We start from the raw sequence: 22,924 nt of genomic DNA on the forward strand, positions 1-22,924 counted from the left end.
TTTTTTGCCGAAAACCGATCCCGTAACAAAAGAACCGTCTTGAAAAACCGGTGTTAAGTTGAGAGTAGAAACCTCTATTTACTGGCAAAGGTTGTTTGATCGTGTCCATCACTCCTGTTCTTCTCTGCGGCGGTTCCGGCACCCGCCTTTGGCCGCTGTCCCGGAAATCCTACCCAAAGCAGTTTGCCGCCATTACCGGGGAAGAGACCCTGTTTCAGGCCTCGGCCCGGCGCCTGTCCGGAGAGGGGTATGGCGTGCCCTTGGTGGTGACCGCGTCTGATTTCCGGTTCATCGTGACTGAACAGTTGCTGGCAGCGGGTATTGATCCAGGTGCCATTCTGATCGAGCCGGAAGGGCGCAATACCGCGCCTGCGGTTCTGGCTGCGGCCCTGCATGTGGCGGCATCCGACCCCGAGGCCCTGTTGCTGGTCGCACCATCCGATCATGTCGTGCCTGATGCAGATGCGTTCCGCGCCGCTGTGGCCGCAGGCGTGCCCGCGGCCCAGGCCGGGCAATTGGTGACCTTTGGCATCATGCCGGACCGCCCTGAGACCGGATATGGGTATCTCAAGCTGGCGGGGGCGCCTGACGGCACCGCGCCCGTCAAGCTCGACAGTTTTGTCGAGAAACCGGATGTGGATACGGCAACGGCGATGTTGGCCGATGGCAAACATCTGTGGAATGGCGGTATCTTTCTGTTCCGGGCCAATGATGTCATCGCCGCCTTTGAAACCCACGCGCCGGCGCTGATGGCCCCGGTCAAGGCAGCTTGCGAGGCAGCCACGACGGATCTTGGTTTCCTGCGGCTGGACCCTGAGGCCTGGGGGCAGGTCGAGGATATCTCGATCGACTATGCCGTGATGGAGAAAGCCGGCAACCTGAGCGTCGTGCCGTTTTCCGCTGGCTGGTCTGATTTGGGTGATTGGGACTCGGTCTGGCGTGAAGCGGGCCCCGATGAAAACGGGGTTGTGGCGGCGGGCAGCGTTACGGCTATTGACTGCAGCGACACGCTTTTGCGTTCAGAGGCGGGCAATCTGGAAGTGGTGGGTATCGGCCTGAAGGACGTCATCACCGTGGCAATGCCTGACGCGGTTCTGGTGGCGGATAAATCCCGCGCGCAGGACGTGAAGAAAGCCGTCGAAGCGCTTAAGGCCAAGGGCGCAAACCAGGCCACTATATTTCCCAAGGATTTCCGTCCGTGGGGCTGGTATGAAAGTCTGGTTATTGGTGGACGCTTCCAGGTCAAACGCATCCATGTCCACCCCGGCGCGGCCCTGTCCCTGCAAAGCCATCACCACCGTTCCGAACACTGGATCGTGGTCGAGGGCACTGCGAAGGTCACGGTCGACGGCGACGTCAAACTGGTCACCGAAAATCAGTCTGTATACATCCCGCTTGGCGCTGTGCACCGCATGGAAAACCCCGGCAAAGTGCCAATGGTTCTGATCGAGGTACAAACTGGAAGTTATCTGGGCGAAGATGACATCATCCGCTATGAGGATGTTTATTCCCGGGTCTAGGGCGCTCCGGGAAGACTGCCTCAACTGAACGGATGATCAAACGGAAACGGGAATGGTGAAAGAGCTTAATGCAGCCGAAAAGCAGCAGGTTGTCTATGACCTGACTGAGGTTCTTTTGGCCTCAACCGGTAAGCTGCGCTACTACGGGATTGCCAGGGTCGTTGCCGAGATTGGCGCAGAACTGAAAAAACAGGGCACCGCCGTCAGGTTCGCCGTTTTCTCACAAGGTCATGATGAGCTGTTTGAAATCTTCCCAAGTCTGCGGGCAGATGGCGGGGTGGACCTGAACGTTCCCAGCGGAATCCGGCAAGTGCGTGTGCGCAGTCACCACTATACCAAATCCGTGTTGCGGGATCTGGCGCTTGCAGCTGTCCGGCCGCTGGTCATGCGCAGAAACCGCAAGGCCTGGGAAGCGATCGCACCGGGCATGACGCCCATAGACATGTCCGGCAAAACCCTGGTGAGCTGCGGGCGACCCAAGCTGATCGTCGAGATTCTGTGCGCACTGGATCGCAAGGGCGTGTCTTGCGACATCATTCCCATGCTGCATGACATGATCCCCTTGCACGATTTTGAACACCGGCTGGCAAGCTTTCCGCGCAACTTCATCGGGGACAACCAACTGCTGGTTTCGCGGTCCAAAGCCTTGTTGGCCAATTCCGAGTTCACGCGGCAGGAGATTCTGGATTTTTCCCAAAAAGATATCCTGCCTGAAGCGCCAGAAACCTTTGCTGTGCCTCTTGTGCATGAATGTCCGGAAGGAACCGAACAGGCTGAGCAGGACGCCCCTGAGCAGCCCTATATTCTGACCGTTGGATCAATGCTGGGCCGCAAGAACCTGGATGTGGTCTTCGAGGCGATGCGCATTCTGAAACGGGATGGAAAGGACGTTCCCACGCTGGTTCTGGCCGGGGCGTTGCGCCACAAGACCACGGCCTATCTGCAATCGGATGAATGCAGCACAATCCGCGATCATGTGGTTTTTCGCGAAAACCCCAACCAGACGGATTTGGTAAATCTATATAAAAATGCACTGGCGCTTATCATGCCCAGCCGAATGGAAGGTTGGGGTTTGCCCGCAGGCGAAGCTTTGTGGTTCGGCACGCCAGCGCTCTGCTCTACCGCGGCCGCTCTGAAAGAAGTGTGCGGAGACCTTGGCGTTTATTTCGACCCGGATCGAGCCGATCAGCTTGCAGATCACATCACAAGGTTGCTGACGGATCCGGATTTCACCGAACAACTGCGCACGCGCATTACCGCACATAAACCGCAGCTTCGCACCTGGACGGACGTTGCCGTGGACTTGCGCGGGGTGTTGCAAAAACTGGGTTACTGGAACCGCCCGGGGCGGAGTGCCTGAACGCCCACTGGTTCATGAGCCTTGCGGATGCTCGGGAAAAGTTGGAGGATTGGCGTAGGCACTACAACGAGGACAGACCCCACAGCGCTATTGGATACAACGTCCCGATTGCCTGCATTATCCCGATGGCGTTACCAGCCCGTCATCATGAGACAGCCGGAAAATTCCAGCTCCCGGCGGTCCAAGGTTGGGGAGCAGAGCAACCAAACCCAAGGGCTCTCCGCCAGGTGGAGGAAACTTGGGGCTCAGGTCACGCAGCTTACAGCTGGAAGCATGCCTTACATATTCTATGACTGGCTTTTGACCTCTCGGGAATATACGAGCCGCTATATGACTATTTCCGAAGCCACCCGGCGCGATCTTTTACGCTTTTTTCAGGCGCATGACATCCGGCACAACGCAACAGCTATTCCTTTGGCGCAGGCGGGACTGTCCAAAACCGAACCCGCAGAGATCGAGGTGCAACAGCAAGGCCCCGTGTCTTCCCGGATTTCGTTTGACGCATACCCTCAGCTTGAAGATGCTCGCCACCTCAATGCCCATTTGCGGAAAATTGTTGGTGAACCCTACGCCCTTTGTGTTGGCACGGTGGAACTGCGCAAGAATATCTGGCGCACGGCGATGGCATGGAAATATCTGGTTGATCAGGGTCATACGGACCTGCCAAAGCTGATATTTGCCGGTCGCAGGGGCTGGGTGACGACAGAGTTTGATCTTCTGATGAAGGGGACGGGCGATGTGTACGGTTATGTCAGCGAAGTTAAGGGCCCAACGGACGAAGAGCTTCACGTTCTCTACAAGAATTGCCAGTTTGTATTGATGCCCAGTGTCTACGAAGGTTGGGGCCTGCCTGTGGGCGAGGCGTTGGCTTACGGAAAGTCCGCAGTTGTCGCCGAGAACAGCTCGCTTGTCGAAGTTGGAATGGCTCTGGTGGAATATTGTGATGCAATGAGTGTCAGAAGCATTGCCGAAGCCGTCCTACGGCTCAATGATCCCTCTCACCGGACAACCCTAGAAAACAAAATCAAGACCACGGATCTGCGTAGCTGGTCTGATGTGGCTCAGGATATGGGGCAGGCTATGTACGCACTCAGATAATTCAATGCATATTGGAGAGTTTCAGGCGCTTAAGCCGGTCAGCCCTTGATCGAAAAGTTTGCGCCCCCCGGTTCAAAGTCCGGATCAGAACGGTTTCCCTCCGATACAAAATTTTGAAGGTCGCTTGCCCTGCAACGGGAGTTAAGCGAAATCACACCGCAGCGGCCATGTAGACATGGCGAAGTTGACAAAAAAGAGTATTGCTCATGTCGGGGTGTCTCATCCGATGGGCAATCGACAAAACAGAAAGGGATTAGGAGTGACAAAAACTGCGATCGTTACAGGTATCACCGGGCAGGATGGTGCTTATCTCGCACAGCTGTTGCTGGACAAAGGATACAAGGTCGTTGGCACCTTTCGCCGGGTTGTTTCCACGAATTTTTGGCGCATTGAAGATCTGGGAATTCGCAATCACCCCAATTTGGTTCTGTCCGAGCTCGATCTGACGGACATGGGGACGATGATCCGGCTTATTCAGCAGGTAGAGCCGGACGAAATCTATAACTTGGCCGCTCAAAGTTTTGTGGGCGTTTCGTTCGAACAACCGCACACGACGGCGCAGATTACCGGCATCGGTGCCCTGCATCTGCTTGAAGCCATCAGGATTGTGAACCCCAAGATCCGGTTCTATCAGGCGTCCACTTCCGAAATGTTCGGCAAGGTTCAGGAAGTGCCACAGCGCGAGACGACCCCGTTCTGGCCGCGCAGCCCGTATGGTGTTGCCAAGCTTTATGCGCACTGGATGACGATAAACTACCGCGAAAGCTATGGTATCTTTGGCAGCTCGGGCATTCTCTTCAACCACGAGAGCCCTCTGCGGGGGTTGGAATTTGTGACCCGCAAGATCACCGACGCAGTCGCCAAAATCAAATTGGGCCAGCTTGACTGCCTTGAGCTGGGCAATCTCGACGCGAAACGCGACTGGGGTTTTGCCCGGGATTACGTGGACGGCATGTGGCGTATGCTGCAAGCCGATGAACCCGACACGTTTGTGCTGGCAACCGGTCGTACCGAGACCGTACGGGATTTTGTCTCCATGGCATTCAAGAGTGCGGGAATCGAGCTGCGTTTCGAAGGCGAGGGCGAGAAGGAAGTGGCCGTCGACGCCGAAAGCAACCGTGTTCTCGTGCAGATCAGCCCCAAATTCTACCGGCCTGCCGAAGTGGATTTGTTGATTGGTGACGCAAGCAAGGCAAAACAAGAGCTTGGCTGGGAAGCCTCGACGTCCCTGGAGGACCTTTGCCAGATGATGGTTGAGGCAGATTTGGCGCGTAACGAGAAGGGCGTGTCCTTCTGATGTCTGCGCTCCGAGTTTTGATTACCGGACGCCACGGGTTTACCGGACGCTACGCCGCGAAAGAGCTTGCAAGGGCGGGATGGGATGTTTGGGGGACTGGGGCTCATCCGGCCCCTGAACCCGATCCCAATTACCTGGAAGCGGATTTAACCGATGCTCGCAGCCTTGAGCGGGTTATCACCAATGTTGCGCCGGACGCAGTGCTGCATTTGGCGGGGGTCGCTTTTGTGGCGCATGGGACAGCAGAGAGCTTCTATCAGGTCAACCTGATGGGGACGCGGTGCTTGCTTGAAACGCTGGCCAACACCGGGCACGGAAGCAAGGCCGTTGTTCTGGCCAGCAGCGCAAATATCTATGGCAACGCCACAGAGGCGTCCATCCGGGAAATCACTCGTCCGGCGCCGGTTAATGATTACGCGGTTTCAAAACTTGCCATGGAGCACATGGCCCGGCTGTTTGACGACCGCCTTCCTATCGTGATCGCGCGGCCATTCAATTATACGGGCAACGGGCAGGACCCCAAATTCCTCGTACCGAAGATCGTTTCACATTTTCGTCAAAAGAAGCCGCAGCTGGAGCTGGGTAATCTGGACGTCGCGCGGGATTTTTCGGATGTGCGCGACGTGGCGCGGATATACAGGTTGCTGCTTGAAACCGCGCCTCGGGGTGAAACCGTGAATGTCTGCTCGGGCAAGGCGACGGCGCTGGGAGAGATCTTGGATATGTGCCGGACCATCACCGGCCATGAGATCGAAGTGGTGTCCAACCCTGCTTTTGCGCGTGCTCAGGAAATAAAAATTCTGATGGGCGATCCAACACATCTGGAAAGTCTGATCCCGGTGGGCGTTCGCCACAAGCTGGAAGAGACGCTGCAATGGATGCTGAATACGTGATCCATGATACCACCCTGAGTCAAATGAGGCCGGGCACGGGTATTCACCGGGCGTTGGCCATCCAAGACAAGGCTGTCGTTGCAGTGAGCAAAAAGGACTGGATGAAGATGTACCGCTGAGTGCGAAAGTATCAGCGGTGCGTGGCAAAACCGATGAACTGCAAAAAGAACTGAAGGCACTGTGATTGTCCGTCGTCAGAGTTTTTCGGAAAGAACGGGCTGTTTCGTGATGGAGGCTCTGGTTCTGTGTCTGTTTAAGTTTACGCGGCCGCAGATTGGTGCTGCAACCGGCGTTTTCGAATTGTCTGTTTCTTGATCTCCTCTCTCCTCTTCAGGATCTTCGCGCCCCGGCCGTGATAGACGTCAGCTGGTGTCAAATTGCCGAGGCTCTCGTGGTATCGCCAGTTGTTGTAGTAGTCGACAAAGGCGCCGATCTGACGTTCGAGATCGCCGGGCAGGAAGTAGTTTTCCAGCAGAACCCTGTGTTTGCGGGTGATGCGGTGCGCCGCGAACATGATCCATGCCTTTGTCCTCAAGGTAATCTGCCAGATCGGCCGCCACATAGGATGATCCGTTGTCGCTCAGAAGCCTGGGCTTTTGCACCACCGTTGCCTGATTGCATCCGGAGACCTCCAGCGCCAGTTCCAGCGTGTCCGTCACATCCCCAGCCTTCATCGTCGTGCAGAGTTTCCACGTGATGATGTAGCGGCTGTAATCGTCGAGGATCGTGCTGAGATAGAACCAACCCCAGCCGATGACTCAGATACAAAATACTGCTTCTCATCGGTGTATTTGACCGCCAACTCGCGCGACGTCAGATCCTCATGATCCAGTGCAAAGTCGACAAAGGCCTCGCGGATGTCGTCCGGGATGCGGTTCCACACCGACCTCGGTCGGGGAGAGCGATCAGCGAGCGCATCAACGCCACCTTCAACCCAGCGGGCATACCAATCGTAGTAGGTGCTGCTGGGAATACCGAGCATCGCCAGTGTTTGCTTCACCGGCAGATGCGAAGCATCCACCGTGCGGATGATCTCAAGCTTCTCTGAGGCTGGGTATCTCATTCGTCGTCGCCCCCATCCATTGACCGGCAGGGCATTGCGCAGCAATGTCCCGAGAGGGGCCGAGCATGCTTTTTTTGAGCAGCCGGTTCTCAAGTGTTAACTCGGCAACGACCTCCTTCAGGCCAATGCTTCGGATCGCAATTCCTTGACTTCAGGAGCCGTCGCCCGCCGGGCTGTATCGCCCGCCAGTCGGCCCTTCCCTGCTTCGAGGAATTCCTTCGACCAGGAATAATACAGGCTCTCAGCGACCCCCCTCGCGGCGGCACAGTGCGGCAATGCTTTCCTCGCCCCGCAGGCCAGCCAGGACAATCCTGATTTTCTCCTCGGCCGAGTAATGCTTGCGCATCTTGCGCTTGATGCCCCTGACCAGCTTGTCAGCGGCGTCCTTCGATGTTCCGGACTTCTTGTTCATCTTCGCTCCATATAGGCTTCGATGAACCAGAAATCCTCCGTTGCTCAAACCCCTAAATCTGTCTGGTAGGCGCTGACGTCAGACAATTGGTGCATTCACGTCCATTTATCGACGTACTTAATGTCGAGGGTACCTTTGACGTATTGCGCACCTGCCATATGATGGCTGTGTTTCAACATGGCTCAGCCTCATACAATATCAGATCAACGGTGCCGAGCCTGCAATCGATTTGGTAAGACCTTTCCGGGTGGCGGGTTTGTGTGACGTCCGTATGTGCTCCGGACAAGGGGGGTAAGGGGTTTCGTCCATGGCCTATGTTTCAGGGCAACCAGAACAGGAGGTGGATATTGCAACCGGACGTTCCACCCGGCCGCTACGCGTTCTGCAATTGGGGCCTGCGTTCGAACGAGGTGGAATTCAGCGCCATATTCTGGATCTGACAGATCATCTGCGGGATCGGGGGCATCATGTCGAACTGGGCGGATCGCCGGGCCCATGGGGCCGGGAAGGGCGTGATGTCGGGTTTCATGCGTTGGACCTGAAACGTGTATCGGAAGATGAGCGTCTCAGCATGACGAGACGGCTTGGAGCCGCCATGGGGTGTGCGCAAAAACTGCGAAAGATCGTAGCCCGCGGCCGTTTCGACCTTGTTCATTCCCACGAAACCGCCCCTGCGCTTGTCGCCCGGCTGGCGCTTGCCGGTCAGCCGACCCGTCGCCTTTTCACCTTCCATGGTTCGACGCCCGAACGGTATGGCGGGGTGGCGCGCAGTGCTCAGTTCGCGGCGCATGTCACCGCCTGTCCCAGCCGTAAAACCCTTGATGAACTGATTGCGCGTGGTCTGCCACGGGCGCGCACCGCCCAGCTTGGGCTTGGTGTGCCGCCGCCACCGGATCAGGATCCCGCCGCAGTTCTGGCGCTGAGACAGGAGCTTTTGCGCGATGGGGAAGGCGTGCTGATTTTCAGCCCGGCCCGGTTGGATCCGCAAAAAGGTATCGACGTGATGATCGATGTTTTGGCCCGGCTGGTGAAGGTCCGGCGCGATATCGTGATCGCATTGGCTGGCCACGGTCCTCTGGCGGACGTGCTTTCGGACTGGATTGCTTCGGCCGGGGTGCGTGACAACATCCGGGTTCTGGGGCCGATCGATACCGTCCCCCTGCATATGGCCGCCGCGGATTTCATGCTGCTCACGTCCCGGTGGGAGGCTCTGCCGATTTCAATCGTCGAGGCCTTTCACGCCGGTTTGCCCGTGATAGCGACCGATTGCGGCGGTGTGAGTGAGCTTGTGTCGGACCGGGTTGGGCGGCTTTGCCCTGTCGGTGATGTCGAAGGACTGACTGCTGCCGTTCTGGAACTGGCAGGGGACGAGGGGCTGCGTAAAACCTTGGGGGCCAACGCCCGCGCATTGGCACGTGAGGACCGTTTCGACCCAACCCATGTGCATGAACGGATCGAACAGATTTATCGGCAGATGCTGGATGGGGTGGCCTGACAGAGCGCAGGAAGTGGAAACAATAAGGGGATGTTTTGTATATTATCGAGTATTTGGGCTGCTTTGAGGTGAAACCGCCTGCATCCGAGCCTTGTGTCAGTATGCGCCCCGGATACGGTGGGATGCGAAAGAAGGACCGGCACCTGCATGCGCCGCGTCCAGGCCGACGATTTTGCCGGGTGCCTGACCTGAACCGAGTGGACTGGAGAAGCCCATGAAACAGCCTTCCCCCGCGCTTGACCGCAACGATCTGGCAATACTCCTGTTCATTCTTCTTCTTGCCGCAGTCCTCAGAAGCGCCGGGCTGAACGCGCCCCTGTGGTATGACGAAATCCGGACCGTCGATACGCATGTCAGCCTTCCGTGGAATGAGATGATGCGCGAATATTCGATGAACCATCATTACTTTTTCAGCATGAAGGCAAAGCTGGTTTCCCAGATATTCGGAGATCAGGCATGGGCATACCGGTTTCCGGCCGTCCTGTTTGGCGTCGGTCTTGTCGGGGTAATCTGGTGGCTGGCAAAAGAGGTTGCAGACAGCACGATTGCGCATGTTTCTGCCTTGCTGGTGGCCCTGTCCTATCATCAGGTCTGGTTCTCTCAGAACGCGCGCGGATATACCGAGCTTGCATTCTGGAGCACGCTTGGCTTCATTTTCTTTCTGCGGGGGATGCGCCAGCCAGCGACCGGCACCTGGGTTGCATTCGGCTTTACCGCCGCGGCCGCTGTTTTCACCCATCTGACCGGTGTATTTTTCTTTGTTGCACTGGGTCTCATCTGGCTGCTTTCCCTTGTGACCGGGTTCGGCCGAGGCACTTTGACCCGCGAATGGGTGCTGCATCCGCTGGTGGGTGTTGCGGTTGCGCTGGTTCTGGTCCTGCTTGCGTATCTGCCGATCTTGCCAAGCATAGCGGGCACGGTGAGCGAGGTTTCGGCGACATCCGCCGTGGACCCCATGCAGGAATACCAGAACCCGCTCTGGACAATTATCGAAGGTTTGCGGACCGCGGTTGGGGATACCGGCCCGCTGATGTTGTTCATCGCGATCGGTGGGCTGGCCGTCATCGTCTTCGGTGCCGTGGGGGCGCATGCGACGCAGCCGTTGTTTTTCCCGTCCATCGCCATGCATATCGCCGTGACGCTGCTGCTTCTGCTGTCGCTTGAGATGCGGATCTGGCCGAGGTTCTTTTTCGTCGATATCGGGCTGATCCTTATTCTGGCCGTTGTGGGGTGTCGATACGGTGCTGATGCGGTGGCACGGTGGCTTCGGCAGCCCGGGTTTGGATCGCCGCTCTTTGCGTTGGGCGTTCTGGCGATGATCGTGGTGTCCGTGTTCCTGGTGCAGCGGAACTATTCTGCTCCGAAACAGGATCTGGCGGGGGCTTTTGCGCTTGTTGAAGAAACCCGCAGCCCGTCAGAGCGGATATATGCGATCAACCCGGGCGGCCCTCTTTTCGAAGACCATTTCGACGCCGACTGGGGAACCATCGGGGATGCGCAGGACTATTCCGAGGCAATGGCCCAACCTGGCCCTGTGGCGCTGGTTGTTCTGTTCCCCGACCGGATGTTCCGTGCCATTCCTGATCTGCAACGTGATGCGGAAGGGCGGCTGGAACGCGTGCACGCGTTTGCCGGGACACTGGGGGACGGGCAGGTTCTTGTCTACCGGCGCAGATGAGGCCGAGGGATCAGGATGAATGACCGTCCAGGGGCTCAAACCCCAGGCTGCTTTCGACAATGTAAAGCGGGCGTTTCTGAGCCTCTGCATAAAGCCGCCCCAGATATTCCCCGATGACGCCCAGCACGACAAGCTGCAGGCCGCCGATCAGCAGCACTGCAACCATCAATGAGGCATAGCCGGGCACATCCACCCCGTAGACAAGGGTGCGTGAGATCAGGAAAGCACCATAGATGATCGCCGCCAACGCAGTCAGCATACCGACATAACCTGCAATCCTGAGCGGTACGGTGCTGAACCCGGTAATACCGTCCAGCGCAAAGTTCCAAAGGCGCCAGTAGTTGAACTTGGTCTGCCCCGCCGCACGCTCGGGGCGATCATACGCCACCTCGGTGTGGCGAAACCCGACCCAGGCAAAAAGGCCCTTCATGAAGCGGTTGTGCTCGCGCAGCTGAACGACAGCTTGGACCACGCGCCGGTCCATAAGGCGAAAATCGCCGGTATTGGCGGGTATCGGCACGCCTGAGAGCCGGTTGATGACCTTATAGAACTTCCGCGCTGTCCAGCGTTTCATCGCGGTATCGCTGTCGCGGTGACGCCGGACGGCATAGACGACATCGAACCCTTCGCGCCACTTTTCAAGGAATTTTTCGATCAGTTCGGGCGGATCCTGCAAATCCGCGTCTATCGGAACAACGGCTTCACCCGCAGCTGCATCCAGCCCCGCCGTCAATGCGATTTCCTTGCCGAAATTACGTGAAAAGTTCAGCACCTTGATGCGATTGTCGTGTTCATGCGCGGCGGCCAGAATCCTGGCGGTCGCGTCTGTACTGCCGTCGTTCACGCAGATGATCTCGTAGCTTTCCCCAAGCTGATCGAGGAACTGTCCCAAGCGTTCGAACAGGGCCGGCAGAACCTCTTCTTCATTGAACATGGGCACGATGATGCTGAGCGTCGGAGCGCTTTGGTCCGGGGCTTTTCCCCGGGACGGAGTTGTGGGGGTACTCATGTTCAACGTCACCATGACGCGGGCCTTTTTCCGTTCATTTGGGCACAGGTGATCATGGTTTTCCCTCAGGCTCAAAGAGTTCCGCGCGCGCGCGTAGTTTTTCGAATTTCTGTGTCATTTCATAGTCACTCAACGCCTCACGCCGTGCATCGGTGATGACAAGGTCTTCTTCGTGGGGCCACGTTATCAGCCAAACGCGGGATGTGGGGTTGGTGCGCAAAGATGTATCGTATTCCGAGACGACGAAATTCGCGTCATTGATGTAATAGAACAGCGGTGTATCGACCCAATCCCGGTGCCTCAGAAAAACAAGATCGCTGGGCTGCATTTCAGATAGCACGGCTTGCGCAATGCCTTGATAATCGTTGGGCGCGCCGGGCTTTCGGGTGGCGTAGGGTACGCTGGCAGCAAAGACGAGCAGGCACAGGCTTGTCGTTGCCAGCCTGAAGCGAATGTTCTGAAACAACCAGACCGCCCCGGCCGCAGAAAGGATCAGCAGGTAAGGCACAAAAACCAGAAAAGCCCGCGAGGCAAGGACGGATACCACATGGGACGCTGCAAATAGGATCAACGGTGCGGCAACCGCCAGCAGCCACAAAAGCAGTGCCCGTTCCTGAGGGTGATGCAGGGTGCGCGATGGAAGGCGGGGGACAAACCTGCCCCAGACCGCGCCCAAGGCAGGGATGAGCAATGCCAAAAACGGCAAGATGGTCATTGCCATCAGGGCTTCGTTCCGACGGTGTGCGATTGAGGCGAGCCAGAATATGAAGCTGGCTGAGCAAACAGCCAGCAGGCCCGGAATCCAGACGGGAATCCGAGGGGTCGTGGCGAAAATCGGTGCCTCGCGCTTGGGGGCTTTCAGGCTGGCTGTCAGCAACAGCAGGGCAAAGGCCAGAAGTAACCAGCTCCAGATCACATTGATCTGTAGCTGTGGAATGGAGAATGCGTCTTTGGCGAACAGAAATCCGAAAGAGAAGTACTCGACCAGAAAACCCGGGTATGGATCAAACGTTGCGCCTTTGCGCGCGCGATAGACGGCATGCAGCAGCGCAGGGGCGGCAAGGATGAAGGCAAGGGATTGTATCTGAAACAACCGGGCACCCTGCCACAGGCCGATCCTGTGTGAAAAGCGGGTCGGTACCAACTCGGACCGGGGCAGAACCAATGCAGTCCACAACAGGTGGATCATGATCAGGGGCCAGAAAAACTCGACTGTCAGCACTCCGGCCACAACTGACGCGACATAAGCAAGCTCAAGCCAGGGCCGTGGTCTGGGTGTTCTCACCAGGCAGAGCAAAAGCCAGGTCGCCAGTAGGGAGAGGAAGGCGCCGGCGACATACATACGTGCCATTTGGCTCCAGAAGATGTGGAAGCCGTGAAGCGACAACAGCAATGCGGCCAGGCAGCCGATGGACGATCCGAATATGCTGCGCGCAATCAGAAAAATCAGCGGCACCGATCCCATGGCAAACAGGACGCCCGGAAACCGCAGTGACAGATGTGACGTTCCGAACAGCTTTGTCCAGCCCAGCATGCTCACATACCATCCCATGGGATGCGGTTCGTCATGGAAATGCCACCAGACCGTTCCGGCAAGATCATGGCGGGGCGGTGGCTCGGAAATACCCGGAACCAGCTCGATACCGGGGACATAGATTTCCGGATGGGACATGCTGCGTTGCTCAATCCCCCAGAGCCGCAGCAGGACGACACATGCAAGAGCAACACCCAGGACACACAGGACAGCATATGTGCGGTATTCACGCCCGATTAGAAAAACGCTTTTCTCATCTGATGATATCATTGCAAAAAACAGCCACTCTGAAACACATCTACTCGGACCGATAATCCGGGAATGATACTACAGGATGTGGCTCAAGTCACTCTGGCGCGTTGCGTGGCCGGGCTCGGGCACGCCTTATTCTGCGCTATCGAATGGATATCGTACCGCGCTGAGCGTCAGCTTTTCAGACCAGATGACTGCACCATCCCCGCCAACCATCGACACGTCGATCACATCGGGCACCTCACCATTCCAGCCTGCGGTATAGAAGCACCCGCCATGTATGGTGTGGCCACGGCTCTGAACGTCGTAAAAAGCGCTGCGGATGGTTGGCGTCGCGGTATGTATCACGTCAATTCTGTCCCCCCGAACGGGGGGCGCACAGATTTCCGAGAACCGCAGAACCGCTGTTTGTGTGACGCAGACACGGCCGATTTCGGGCCTGTCACTGTCGGCGCACATGAGGTTGCCGGAAAAGCCGGGGCTTTGCGACAGGCAGACATAGGCGGCACCTTGATACAAATAGACGGAATTCTCGGCCGGGAAGGCCTCGCAGGCCAGCGGTCCTTCATACAGCCCGCCCTCGGCGTACCAATCTAGATCGAACATGTCCTTGAAGATGCCCGGGCGGGAGTTGCCAGCGTGAAATACGGTCCAGCCGATCATGTCCCCCCAAGCCAGATCGGGGTAATCTGTATGGCCGACGATGCGGAATGGCGCGCCGTCATACCCTTCCAGTTCCGCGAGCCGTATCATGATTTTCTCGGCAAGCGCCTCATCACGGCTTCCCATTTCGGACTGCTCGGCCACGACTTCCTTCAGATCACGGGCCTCACGGCGCAAATCTTTGACCTCGGTCGAGGTCGCCGCCCGCGCCGTATCGCCCGCCAGGCGCTTCTTCCCAGCCTCGAGGAACTCCTTGGACCAACTGTAATAGAGGCTCTGGGCAATGCCTTCGCGACGGCACAGCTCGGCAATGCTGTCCTCGCCCTTCAGGCCGTCCAGCACGATCCTGATCATCTCTTCCGCTGAATACTGCTTGCGGGTGGCGCGGCGGAAATCTTTGACGACCTTCTGGCCGTGGCTCTTACCCGTTCCGGTCATGCGCTACATTTGATCCACTGGATCAAATGCTTAACGCTTTGACCCATATCATCTTATGGAATGAGCGCCCCTTGCACCTGCGCCGATAGTTTTCGGCAAACGTGGCAAGCAGAAGGAGTGCACATAATGCAGTTACTTGCGATTGATTTAGGCAAACAGTCGTTTCACATCCACGGGATCACCAATGAAGGCGAGGTGATCTCGAAGAAGGTGACCAGATCAAAACTCGAAGCGGCCGTTCAGGAGCATTCGCCGGAAACCGTCGCCATGGAGGCTTGCGCCAGCGCTCATCATTGGGGCCGACAGTTTGAGGCTCAAGGGTATTCCGTGCGCCTCATTCATCCGCGGTTCGTCATGCCGTTTGTCAAAGGCTCCAAGAACGACGCTGTCGATGCCGAGGCGATCTATGAGGCCGCACTGCGCCCGACTATGCGATTTGTCCCGGTGAAAACAACGGAGCAACAGGATTTGCAGATGCTGCACAGAACCCGCGACCGGCTCATCACGCAACGCACCGGACTGATCAATCACATTCGTGGCCTTCTTGGGGAATATGGCGTTGTCATTCCTGTCGGTGCCGTCCGGTTCCGCAAGGATATCAGGACTGCCGTCGCTGACGCCAAGCTGTCGGCATTGGAACGGCAGAACTTCAACGCGCTAATTGCTGAGTTCGAAGCCTCAGACAAACGCGTTGCCGAGATCGATCGAAAGCTGATCGCAATCTGCAGAACCGACGATCGTTGCAAACGACTGGTGACCCTTCCCGGCGTCGGGCCGGTGATCGCGACAGCACTGATCGCTGCCGTTGATGACGGGCGACACTTCTCGTCGGGTCGGGCTCTCGCGGCATGGATCGGTTTGGTCCCCAGACAATACACGACCGGAGGCAAACCTCGGCTTGGCGGAATAGGCAAACGGGGCAATCAATACCTGCGTCGCCAGCTCATCCACGGTGCAAGGTCGGTCCTGATCAGGATCGCCGGGCGAAGTGATCGGCGTGCCAAATGGGCGCAAGACCTCCTTGCTCGCGCGGGCCATAACAAAACGCTCGTGGCAATCGCTAACAAGACAGCGCGCATCGCCTGGGCAGTGTTGCAAAGTGGAGCAGGCTACAAAACGGTGTAGCGAGCAGCCCGGAAAGCTCCGGCTTCCAAGAATGCGAGGTGACATGACGATGGTGTAACGGCAGGGGCCGCCTATTCAACAGCCTGTAAGGAGTGGTGGCCATCAAAGGCCGGTCATCTTGGAAGGCACTGAAATCTGCGGATCCCATCGAGGCCAGGAGCCAAAGTGCTTCGATCAAAGGCCGGATAGATTCACGCATCCAATGCCGTCAACACGATCACAAAAACACCTTGCGCAGGGGGCGTCCATAGATTCGGCAAAGGCGGCAAAATTTCCAGCAACCGGATTGCCGATCAGGAAATCTCCGCCCATGCTTTGCATCTGCTTCAGGCATCCCTTGTCTATGTGAATACACGCATGGTGCAGTCCGTGTTGTCAGAACCGGGATGGGCAACCCGCCTGTCCGAGCGGGATTATCACGGCCTCACGCCACTGATCTATTCCCCATCAATCCGTATGGCCGGTTCGATGTTGACCTGGACAAGCGGATCGACTTTGGGGCGATGGCCCCCTGACCTGTGCGTCACAAAAGGGTACACCCTTAGGAGGCAGGCAGGAATGTCACAAATGAATGGTCAGCCGCTCATTGTTACAGTATCAGGGTGTAAACCACCCTAATGTGACAGTTTGCTATGCCCAGGATCGGATACGCCCGCGTCAGCTCATCAAGCCAGGACCTGGATATCCAGAAACCCTCTCTTATCAAATCGACCTAAACTGTCCCATTGGTGCTGACGTTAGACACATAGCAGCGGCGTCACTGACCGAAGATCAGTTCTCTTTCGTTTGACAACCCGGAACTGCCGCTCGGCCTGTAAGTGTCGAGCGGCAGCTTGGTCGCGGTCAATCTGCATAACTCGGCAACAAATGATCACTGGGCACCATGTTCCGCTATTGTTCCTCACAACGCTCAAATATGCACGTTCGGGCCAGTTGGGCCAAAAAGTAAGGGCGTTGATCATGTAGATGTGATGAATGCCAAGCGTGAAAATCAAGAAGGTCGCGAAGGGTCGGCTATCACGATCGCTGGATTGCCGCGCCAGCATCCATGACAACAGAAGGAAGATACCTGCCGCCAAACTGGCCTGCGAGACAGGCAGAAAACGTTCCTGTAAAACATGAAATAGAGAACCTCCATCGCCCAACGACCTTCCTCGGTCGTCCAGTTAAGAGGCATCCCATCTTCGGGTGCGCCAGTCATCCGGGTTTCTGCCATCCTTGACCAAGCCCGGTGCGGTTGTGAACGCATAAACAAGTAGGCTGACGGAATTTGACTGATAGCGCGAAGCTCATGTTACTCGTTTTCTGCAGATACGTGGCGCACGAGTGCCCATCACCCGCTCAGAAATACTCTTTCAACTTGCGGGCGCGTTTCATGTTGGACGGCAGAGACACCGTCGCCCTAACCAGTTTCGCCACTGCACGCATGCCCGGAACCGCCTTGAGCGCGGAAAGCCCCTTGGATGTTTTCAGCAGGGTTTCGTAGGTCTGATTATCTGCATGCCTGAAATCCTTGGCGTGCAAATCTTCACCGTTGTTCTCGGTCGGCACAGACTCAACCGAGGTCGCTTTGCGGTCAACGTCAAAGACCACAAAGGATTCAAAAAAACTGATCCCCCAGACACGTTTTTCCGCGGCATGCGGTGTCAGCCCTGAGAATCGGTGGTTGATACGATCAACCATGTTCATGGCATATTTGATGAAGGATCGGTTCCGAAGCCCGAACCCTTCCATGTAGGATGTATGCGTGTCTTCCACGACAAGCATTCCGCCATCTTTAATATGCGGCAACAGGCATTCCGTGGTAATGATCTGTTGCTCATACGTGTGGCCGCCATCGTCCAGAACAATGTCGATTTCACCGACCTCTTGTGCAAGTTTCTCCAGAAAGGCCGGATCACTCTGGCTGCCGATGAAAATTTCAAAGCCTTCCTGTTCCCAACGCTTTGCGCCTGGGTTCAGTTCAACACCGATGATGCGGGCCTGCGGTCCGAAGAACTCGCGCCACATGAACAGGGACCCGCCGCTCAGAATCCCGATTTCGATGAAGGTGATTTTCTTTCCGATATAAGGGGCAAAAAGTTTGTCATAAACATCGAAGTAAGTTGAGTGCTTACTACTTTTGTACGGGCTGTTCATATAGGCTTGGTAGCTTTTCGAGTCTGACATCGCCATTCCTTCGAATCTCAACTTGTTAATCGCCCCACAGGCCGACGCAGGTCTACGGAGCCCGGGGGGGGGGTGTCACTTCAACCTCATCATCTGCGCGTCACGATGATGGCGTAAGATGAATAGACCGCCCATTGGCGCCGTGCGCATATGCGCGACAGTCCATTGTCCAGCTGCCGCAAACCAAAAATCTTGTCATAGTAATGATGGCCGTAATATTCGTGTACGTCGATGCTGGAAAACCCGATATCGGCCAGAGCGTTCCGCATATACCCGGTCGAGCCGCGACAGAGTGAATAATAGGCGGGAAACTTGCCGGTGTTCCTACCATCGAAACGCTGGGGCTGCAAAAGCTGGACCGCCTTGCGGGTCAGTTGCTCGGGAAACAGCCAATTGATCAGGAATGGCGAGGCGAAAATGGTCGGCACCAGGTGCACGGCAACACCGCCATCCGCCAGAAGGTGATGCATGTTTCTGTGGAACTGCTTGCCATCCGGCATGTGCTCGCCACAGAATTTCGACATGATCAAATCGAATTTCTGATCCACATGGCTGACATCGCCACAGGCATTGATCTGCAGCGTGTCGAAATCGTCCGAGACATGGGACAGTTCCTCGGCGCTGATATCGCTGATCGTGAACGAGGTGACGTGATCCGGCAGGGGTTTGTCGCTGGTCGAGCGGCTGGTCGTGCCACCGATTTCCATGATCCGGGCCGGTTTTTCATCTGTTATGATGTTCCAGACCGTGTCCAGATAGTCTTGCCTGCAATCCGTATGCCAGCGTATTTCTGACTGTACCATTTACTCTCCCAAAAAACCCGTAACCTTGCGCGGCATTTAAAACGGGACCAATCACGACAAAATGCTTTTATATAATACGCCTTATAGGGCACTGGCATAGCTGTTTGACTAATCTTTTAGATGAATGCTGGCCGCATTCAAAGAACGTATGCGCCCAAGTTTACATAACTGGCAATGCCGGTGGTCAGAATAGATATGGGCGGGTCCGATTTCCCGGAACCCGCCCATGCAGTGGTAATCAATAGGCTGTATTTTCAGTGATCTTTGCCGTTACGCGAACAAATCAGAATACGGCTCGACAAACGGGGCTTCTTCGCCGATCGCAAAGGTGTCAACGCTGTCACCAACGTACCAGTCTCTTTCCTGTCCGCCGGCGAAGTCGAAATCCGTATTGGTTTCGTCCAGGACAACGGCACCATCGACCAGAATCTGAAGGCGGTCGGTGTCCTGATCAACCATCAGGGTGACCTGATGTGTTTCACCGTCGTTCAACTCGACATCCTTGGCCTTGAAGCCTTTACGGAACCCGTCATCATTGTTGTCGACTTTTGCGACCAGATGCCCTTTCTTGTTCAGCTTCAGACCGAAATTCGAATGGTTCCATACAAGCCGTTCAGCACCCGTTTCACCTTCGTCACGGGTTATGTCGACCGAGAAGCTAACCTGCGACGCGTCAGAAATTCCGTCCAGGGTTCCGATGTTCCCCCGGCTATTCTGATTGGATATGTCGATCATCGACAACTCGCTTTGCCAGCCGTCACCATGGACAGGTTCAGAGCCGGTGTCAGGTTGCTCGGCGCTTGTATCGCCTTCGGCCTGCGTTTCATCGGCCGGAACATGGGTTTTGCCAACCTCGGAAACCCCGTCCAGGCGTCCGATGGTCTCCGGGCTGTCCTGATGGGTTATGTCGATCATCAGTTCGCCCTGCGGGTCGGCACCAAGAACAGGCTCGGATCCCGTGTCAGGCTGCTCGGACCCGGTATCGGGCTGTTCGGACCCGGTGTCGGGCTGTTCGGACCCGGTGTCGGGCTGCTCGGATCCCGTGTCAGGTTGCCCGGACCCGGTGTCGGGTTGCCCGGATCCGCCGTCCGGTGGTGTGGGGTTGGTGTTGGGTTGTGATCCCCCGGGGGGAACCTGCTGCGGGGGCGTGGATCCCGTGGCACCATGCGAGACGGCAGAGCCGGCGTTCAGTGTGTCAGCCAGGCTGCCCGGGATGACGACATATTGGTTGTAGCCATTCCCCTGTGCCGTTGCCTGATAGGTGAAGTTCTGGTCGTACTCACCGGGTTGGACCAGGGCGTTGTTGCTGACGTTCCAGTCGGCCTGCCCGTTATGTCCCACGATCAGCGAGGTAATGTTCTGAGTAATCGTGACGTTTTTGGAACCAGAGGAAACGTTAATCACCGGGATCTCGATCCCGCCGGTCAGCGTCTTTTCGTCCACGTGCAGAACCGAATTCTTGGAGATCGTAAGCCCGTCCACCCCATAAAGGGAAATGCCGTGGAAGTGGCCATTATAGATCGTGTTCCCTTCGATCAGCACGTTGTGGTGGATCACGTTGGGATCGTTGATATCCTTGCCGTCACCACCAGCCCAGATGGTTTGGGTAAAGTCTCCGTTCCCCATGTCGAACACGTTATTGCGGATGGTGATGTTATCACTGCCGCTGCCGTTGGCACGCTGAATCTGGATCATGTCGCGGTGATCGCCGGACCCGGCTGCGCCGCCGAAATCGTGAATATAGTTATTCTCGACCAGAATGTTGTCGACATTGTCGAAGACCAAACCGTCGGACCGTATCGTGTGGATATCGCTGCCGGTAACGCTGACCCCATTGGAGTTCACGGCAATGACGGCTTTCAACCATTTTGAGAATTCGGTGTTGTCGATGTCGACGTTGGTCGAACCGCTGATCGTCAGGCCTGTTCCATAACCGGTGCCATCTGCGGTTGTGCCTGTGCCGCGGGCGAAGTCGCCATCGAAGACCGAGTTTTTGAACGCGATGTTCTGGCTGCCATAGACGCCGAACGGGCTTTGGAAATTGTAGTCGCCACTGTTGTAAGTGTAGTCGAACTTGATGCCGTCGAATGTGACGTTCGACGATTGCTTGACGTGAATACCGGAAAAGCTGGCTTGCGCATTCGAATCCGCGGATTTGATTGTCACGTTCGATGCGTAATTCGTATTGTGGAGGCTGAGCTGGCCGTAGTCGCCCGCCGCTAGCAGTATGGTTTCCCCACCTTTCGCCTGTGACAAGGCCTGGTTCAGCTCTGCCGCAGAGGTTACCGTGATTGTCGTCGACATATTTCACCTTCTGTTTCATAGGCGCTGTGAGTGGCAGCGCACGAGATCCCGCACACCCAGGACGGATGGAACAGCCGCCCGAGGGCAGCAGAGTGGCCGAAATATGGCTATGTTTGGAAATTGTTGCCCGTATCGGGACAATTCTGCCCCTGTGCGTTTATTTCCAAATGAACTCGATACTCGATACTGGGAATTGTTCCACTTCCCTTGGCGGTAGTTGCGTGTTTGGGTAATTGATTCCCGTTAAGCAACAATGAACACATAAATACCACTATTCCGGCGTGCCCTTGCGTATCTCTGAAAAGAGTCGGCAACGAATTGCCCGATGACGCAAGGGAAAGCGGTGATCTAGGCAGGTCGATCAACGATGTCGGGGTTTGCAAGGCGCAGGTCGCAATAGACAGCAGAACCTGGCTCGCCTAAACTTTCAGGTAAATGTGAGTGGCTAGAAAGATGTGTTATGGTCGGGTTCAGAATACTTGCCCTGGCGGGGGTGTTGGTATGTACGCTGGGATTTGATGTTGCAGCCCAGACCCCATGCCAGGGGCGGCATGTACAATCCCATCTTCCTGCGGTTCAGACAAAAGGTCAGCCCGTTGCGGATGCCCCGGCCCTTGGCGCAGCCTTGCAAAGTGCCCGCGGCGGAGAGACCTTTCTGCTTGCATCCGGGAATTATGGAACCCTGAGGCTGAGTGCGTCCTACCGGTCACCTGTGACGATCCGGTCTGCTGATCCTGCAGCGCCAGCCTGCTTTACGCATCTGGTTCTGGAAGGGGCCAGAAACGTGCATCTGGATGGTCTCTATTTCGACTACACATATAGTGGCGGAGACCCGCATTTTAACGCTTATTTTGTCCTCTTGGATAGTACGGACATAAACATCGCGAATTCTGTGTTCGACGGCGGGACCGCGCGTGGAACAGGGACCGAGGCGGACGGCTACAGTACTGGGATTGGTCTGAAGATCGAGCGCGGCGGCAACCTGACACTATCAGGCAACGAGTTTCGCAAATGGTGGACCGCTGTTCTGGCGGTTCAGTCAAGGCAGCTCACCTTTTCGGGCAACAATATCCACACGATCAGATCCGATGGGATCGATATCGATGCCGCAGATGGCCTGGCAATCGAACGCAACAGGTTTCACGATTTTGGCGGCGCGGCCGGATCCCAAGATCACCGCGACATGATCCAGATCATGCGGGTGTCGCCCCGGGGGTCTTCGGATATTGTCATCCGGGACAATGTCTTTGACATGGCCGGCGGCGATTTCACCCAGACGATATGGGCCGGCGGCGACGGCAAGGATCTGAACAACCCCGTCATGCGGCATCGCAATGTGCTGGTTGAAAACAACATGATCTACAATGCCCATATTCACGGCATTTCCATTCACGGCTCCGATAACATCTCGATCAGAAAAAACTCACTGATCCATGTGCCCGACGGGCACTCTGTTCCGGCCATCAATATTTCTTCGGATTCGACTTCGGTGGTCATCGAACAGAACGCGGTGGCAAGCATCATCGGGTACCAAAATCAGCGCGATTGGGTTGTGCTCAATAATGCGATGATTCAGGATCAAAGCCCGTCACAGGGTGGCTATTACGATCACGAATTCATCTACTACGCGCGCGGCAGGAAGAACGGGTACAATGAATATGGTGTCCGTCCTGGCAGCCAGCTTGATCGCTTGAATGCGGGGTCCACGCTGTCGAAATCATATCCCTCGCGATGAGAGGTGCAGAGCAAAGTTGTGGAAAAGTGACTGGCCTTGGGCGCTTCGCCAGAATACTGACAACATGTTTATGCAT

Annotated in this window: 16 protein-coding genes and 3 pseudogenes; 12 read left to right on the top strand and 7 right to left on the bottom strand. The window is 56.4% G+C overall.

The window, feature by feature from the left end; all coding sequences use genetic code 11:
* Positions 1–101: 101 nt before the first annotated feature.
* The 7 genes and pseudogenes from GOW60_RS18630 to GOW60_RS18660 all read left to right on the top strand — a co-directional run bounded on the left by GOW60_RS18630 (position 102) and on the right by GOW60_RS18660 (position 6,287).
* Entirely contained in the window at positions 102–1,520 is a 1,419-nt protein-coding gene (locus tag GOW60_RS18630) for a mannose-1-phosphate guanylyltransferase/mannose-6-phosphate isomerase (protein ID WP_371813388.1), read from the top strand.
* 52 nt (positions 1,521–1,572) lie between these two features.
* Positions 1,573–2,880, top strand: a complete 1,308-nt coding sequence (locus GOW60_RS18635; protein WP_171230456.1) for a glycosyltransferase family 1 protein — start codon at positions 1,573–1,575, stop codon at positions 2,878–2,880.
* Positions 2,868–2,990 (top strand): annotated as a pseudogene (locus GOW60_RS21230) (transposase); the annotation flags it as partial. The gene GOW60_RS18635 and the pseudogene GOW60_RS21230, both read left to right, overlap by 13 nt.
* Positions 2,991–3,210: 220 nt before the next feature.
* Positions 3,211–3,978, top strand: coding sequence for a glycosyltransferase (locus GOW60_RS18645; protein ID WP_371813394.1), 768 nt, complete (start codon positions 3,211–3,213; stop codon positions 3,976–3,978).
* A 259-nt stretch (positions 3,979–4,237) separates the two neighbouring features.
* Positions 4,238–5,275 carry a GDP-mannose 4,6-dehydratase gene (gene gmd, locus GOW60_RS18650; protein WP_367397138.1) on the top strand — a complete coding sequence of 346 codons (1,038 nt, stop codon included), beginning with the start codon at positions 4,238–4,240 and terminating at the stop codon, positions 5,273–5,275.
* Positions 5,275–6,168, top strand: coding sequence for an NAD-dependent epimerase/dehydratase family protein (locus GOW60_RS18655; protein ID WP_171120436.1), 894 nt, complete (start codon positions 5,275–5,277; stop codon positions 6,166–6,168). The genes gmd and GOW60_RS18655 overlap by 1 nt, the downstream gene beginning before the upstream one ends.
* Positions 6,150–6,287 (top strand): hypothetical protein, encoded by a 138-nt coding sequence (locus GOW60_RS18660; RefSeq protein WP_171230458.1) that lies wholly within the window; start codon positions 6,150–6,152, stop codon positions 6,285–6,287. The genes GOW60_RS18655 and GOW60_RS18660 overlap by 19 nt, the downstream gene beginning before the upstream one ends.
* Positions 6,288–6,427: 140 nt before the next feature.
* Here GOW60_RS18660 and GOW60_RS18665 read toward each other — a convergent pair.
* Positions 6,428–7,643, bottom strand: a pseudogene (locus GOW60_RS18665) (helix-turn-helix domain-containing protein).
* Between the two features lie 307 nt (positions 7,644–7,950).
* Between GOW60_RS18665 and GOW60_RS18670 the strand changes: the two are divergent.
* Entirely contained in the window at positions 7,951–9,138 is a 1,188-nt protein-coding gene (locus GOW60_RS18670; protein WP_171230459.1) for a glycosyltransferase family 4 protein, read from the top strand.
* 214 nt (positions 9,139–9,352) lie between these two features.
* A complete protein-coding gene (locus GOW60_RS18675; RefSeq protein WP_171230460.1) occupies positions 9,353–10,816 on the top strand; it encodes a glycosyltransferase family 39 protein in 1,464 nt (487 codons plus the stop codon).
* Between the two features lie 10 nt (positions 10,817–10,826).
* Here GOW60_RS18675 and GOW60_RS18680 read toward each other — a convergent pair whose 3' ends face one another.
* From GOW60_RS18680 to GOW60_RS18690, 3 genes and pseudogenes are all read right to left on the bottom strand, one after another.
* On the bottom strand, positions 10,827–11,825 hold the full coding sequence (locus GOW60_RS18680; RefSeq protein ID WP_171230461.1) for a glycosyltransferase family 2 protein: 999 nt from the start codon (positions 11,823–11,825) through the stop codon (positions 10,827–10,829).
* Positions 11,826–11,877: 52 nt separating this feature from the next.
* Entirely contained in the window at positions 11,878–13,497 is a 1,620-nt protein-coding gene (locus tag GOW60_RS18685) for a glycosyltransferase family 39 protein (protein ID WP_171230462.1), read from the bottom strand.
* A gap of 912 nt (positions 13,498–14,409) precedes the next feature.
* A pseudogene (locus tag GOW60_RS18690) lies at positions 14,410–14,712 on the bottom strand (transposase); the annotation flags it as partial.
* 126 nt (positions 14,713–14,838) lie between these two features.
* Here GOW60_RS18690 and GOW60_RS18695 point away from each other — a divergent pair.
* Both GOW60_RS18695 and GOW60_RS18700 read left to right on the top strand, forming a co-directional pair.
* Positions 14,839–15,837, top strand: coding sequence for an IS110 family transposase (locus GOW60_RS18695; protein ID WP_171230463.1), 999 nt, complete (start codon positions 14,839–14,841; stop codon positions 15,835–15,837).
* Between the two features lie 300 nt (positions 15,838–16,137).
* Positions 16,138–16,455 carry a Tn3 family transposase gene (locus GOW60_RS18700; protein WP_371813395.1) on the top strand — a complete coding sequence of 106 codons (318 nt, stop codon included), beginning with the start codon at positions 16,138–16,140 and terminating at the stop codon, positions 16,453–16,455.
* 723 nt (positions 16,456–17,178) lie between these two features.
* Here GOW60_RS18700 and GOW60_RS18705 read toward each other — a convergent pair.
* The 3 genes from GOW60_RS18705 to GOW60_RS18715 form a co-directional block, all read right to left on the bottom strand.
* Positions 17,179–18,006 carry a class I SAM-dependent methyltransferase gene (locus tag GOW60_RS18705; protein ID WP_254444029.1) on the bottom strand — a complete coding sequence of 276 codons (828 nt, stop codon included), beginning with the start codon at positions 18,004–18,006 and terminating at the stop codon, positions 17,179–17,181.
* 89 nt (positions 18,007–18,095) lie between these two features.
* Positions 18,096–18,809 (bottom strand): bifunctional 2-polyprenyl-6-hydroxyphenol methylase/3-demethylubiquinol 3-O-methyltransferase UbiG, encoded by a 714-nt coding sequence (locus GOW60_RS18710; protein WP_171230464.1) that lies wholly within the window; start codon positions 18,807–18,809, stop codon positions 18,096–18,098.
* Between the two features lie 270 nt (positions 18,810–19,079).
* Positions 19,080–21,113: a right-handed parallel beta-helix repeat-containing protein gene (locus GOW60_RS18715; RefSeq protein ID WP_171230465.1), complete on the bottom strand. Its 2,034-nt coding sequence runs from the start codon at positions 21,111–21,113 to the stop codon at positions 19,080–19,082.
* Between the two features lie 460 nt (positions 21,114–21,573).
* Between GOW60_RS18715 and GOW60_RS18720 the strand changes: the two genes are divergently transcribed.
* A complete protein-coding gene (locus GOW60_RS18720) occupies positions 21,574–22,848 on the top strand; it encodes a right-handed parallel beta-helix repeat-containing protein (protein WP_171230466.1) in 1,275 nt (424 codons plus the stop codon).
* The last annotated feature ends 76 nt before the right edge of the window (positions 22,849–22,924 follow it).

Source organism: Ruegeria sp. HKCCA4008, from assembly GCF_013033125.1.
GTDB lineage: Bacteria > Pseudomonadota > Alphaproteobacteria > Rhodobacterales > Rhodobacteraceae > Ruegeria.

Bases quoted from the DNA above. Each gene is read 5' to 3' on its own strand.
- GOW60_RS18710 (WP_171230464.1), bottom strand. From the start codon at position 18,809: ATGGTACAGTCAGAAATACGCTGGCATACGGATTGCAGGCAAGACTAT.
- GOW60_RS18645 (WP_371813394.1), top strand. From the start codon at position 3,211: ATGACTATTTCCGAAGCCACCCGGCGCGATCTTTTACGCTTTTTTCAG.
- GOW60_RS18715 (WP_171230465.1), bottom strand. From the start codon at position 21,113: ATGTCGACGACAATCACGGTAACCTCTGCGGCAGAGCTGAACCAGGCC.
- GOW60_RS18655 (WP_171120436.1), top strand. From the start codon at position 5,275: ATGTCTGCGCTCCGAGTTTTGATTACCGGACGCCACGGGTTTACCGGA.
- GOW60_RS18695 (WP_171230463.1), top strand. From the start codon at position 14,839: ATGCAGTTACTTGCGATTGATTTAGGCAAACAGTCGTTTCACATCCAC.
- GOW60_RS18705 (WP_254444029.1), bottom strand. From the start codon at position 18,006: ATGTCAGACTCGAAAAGCTACCAAGCCTATATGAACAGCCCGTACAAA.
- GOW60_RS18635 (WP_171230456.1), top strand. From the start codon at position 1,573: ATGGTGAAAGAGCTTAATGCAGCCGAAAAGCAGCAGGTTGTCTATGAC.
- GOW60_RS18680 (WP_171230461.1), bottom strand. From the start codon at position 11,825: ATGAGTACCCCCACAACTCCGTCCCGGGGAAAAGCCCCGGACCAAAGC.
- GOW60_RS18675 (WP_171230460.1), top strand. From the start codon at position 9,353: ATGAAACAGCCTTCCCCCGCGCTTGACCGCAACGATCTGGCAATACTC.
- GOW60_RS18670 (WP_171230459.1), top strand. From the start codon at position 7,951: ATGGCCTATGTTTCAGGGCAACCAGAACAGGAGGTGGATATTGCAACC.
- GOW60_RS18685 (WP_171230462.1), bottom strand. From the start codon at position 13,497: ATGTCCCATCCGGAAATCTATGTCCCCGGTATCGAGCTGGTTCCGGGT.
- GOW60_RS18720 (WP_171230466.1), top strand. From the start codon at position 21,574: ATGGTCGGGTTCAGAATACTTGCCCTGGCGGGGGTGTTGGTATGTACG.
- GOW60_RS18660 (WP_171230458.1), top strand. From the start codon at position 6,150: ATGGATGCTGAATACGTGATCCATGATACCACCCTGAGTCAAATGAGG.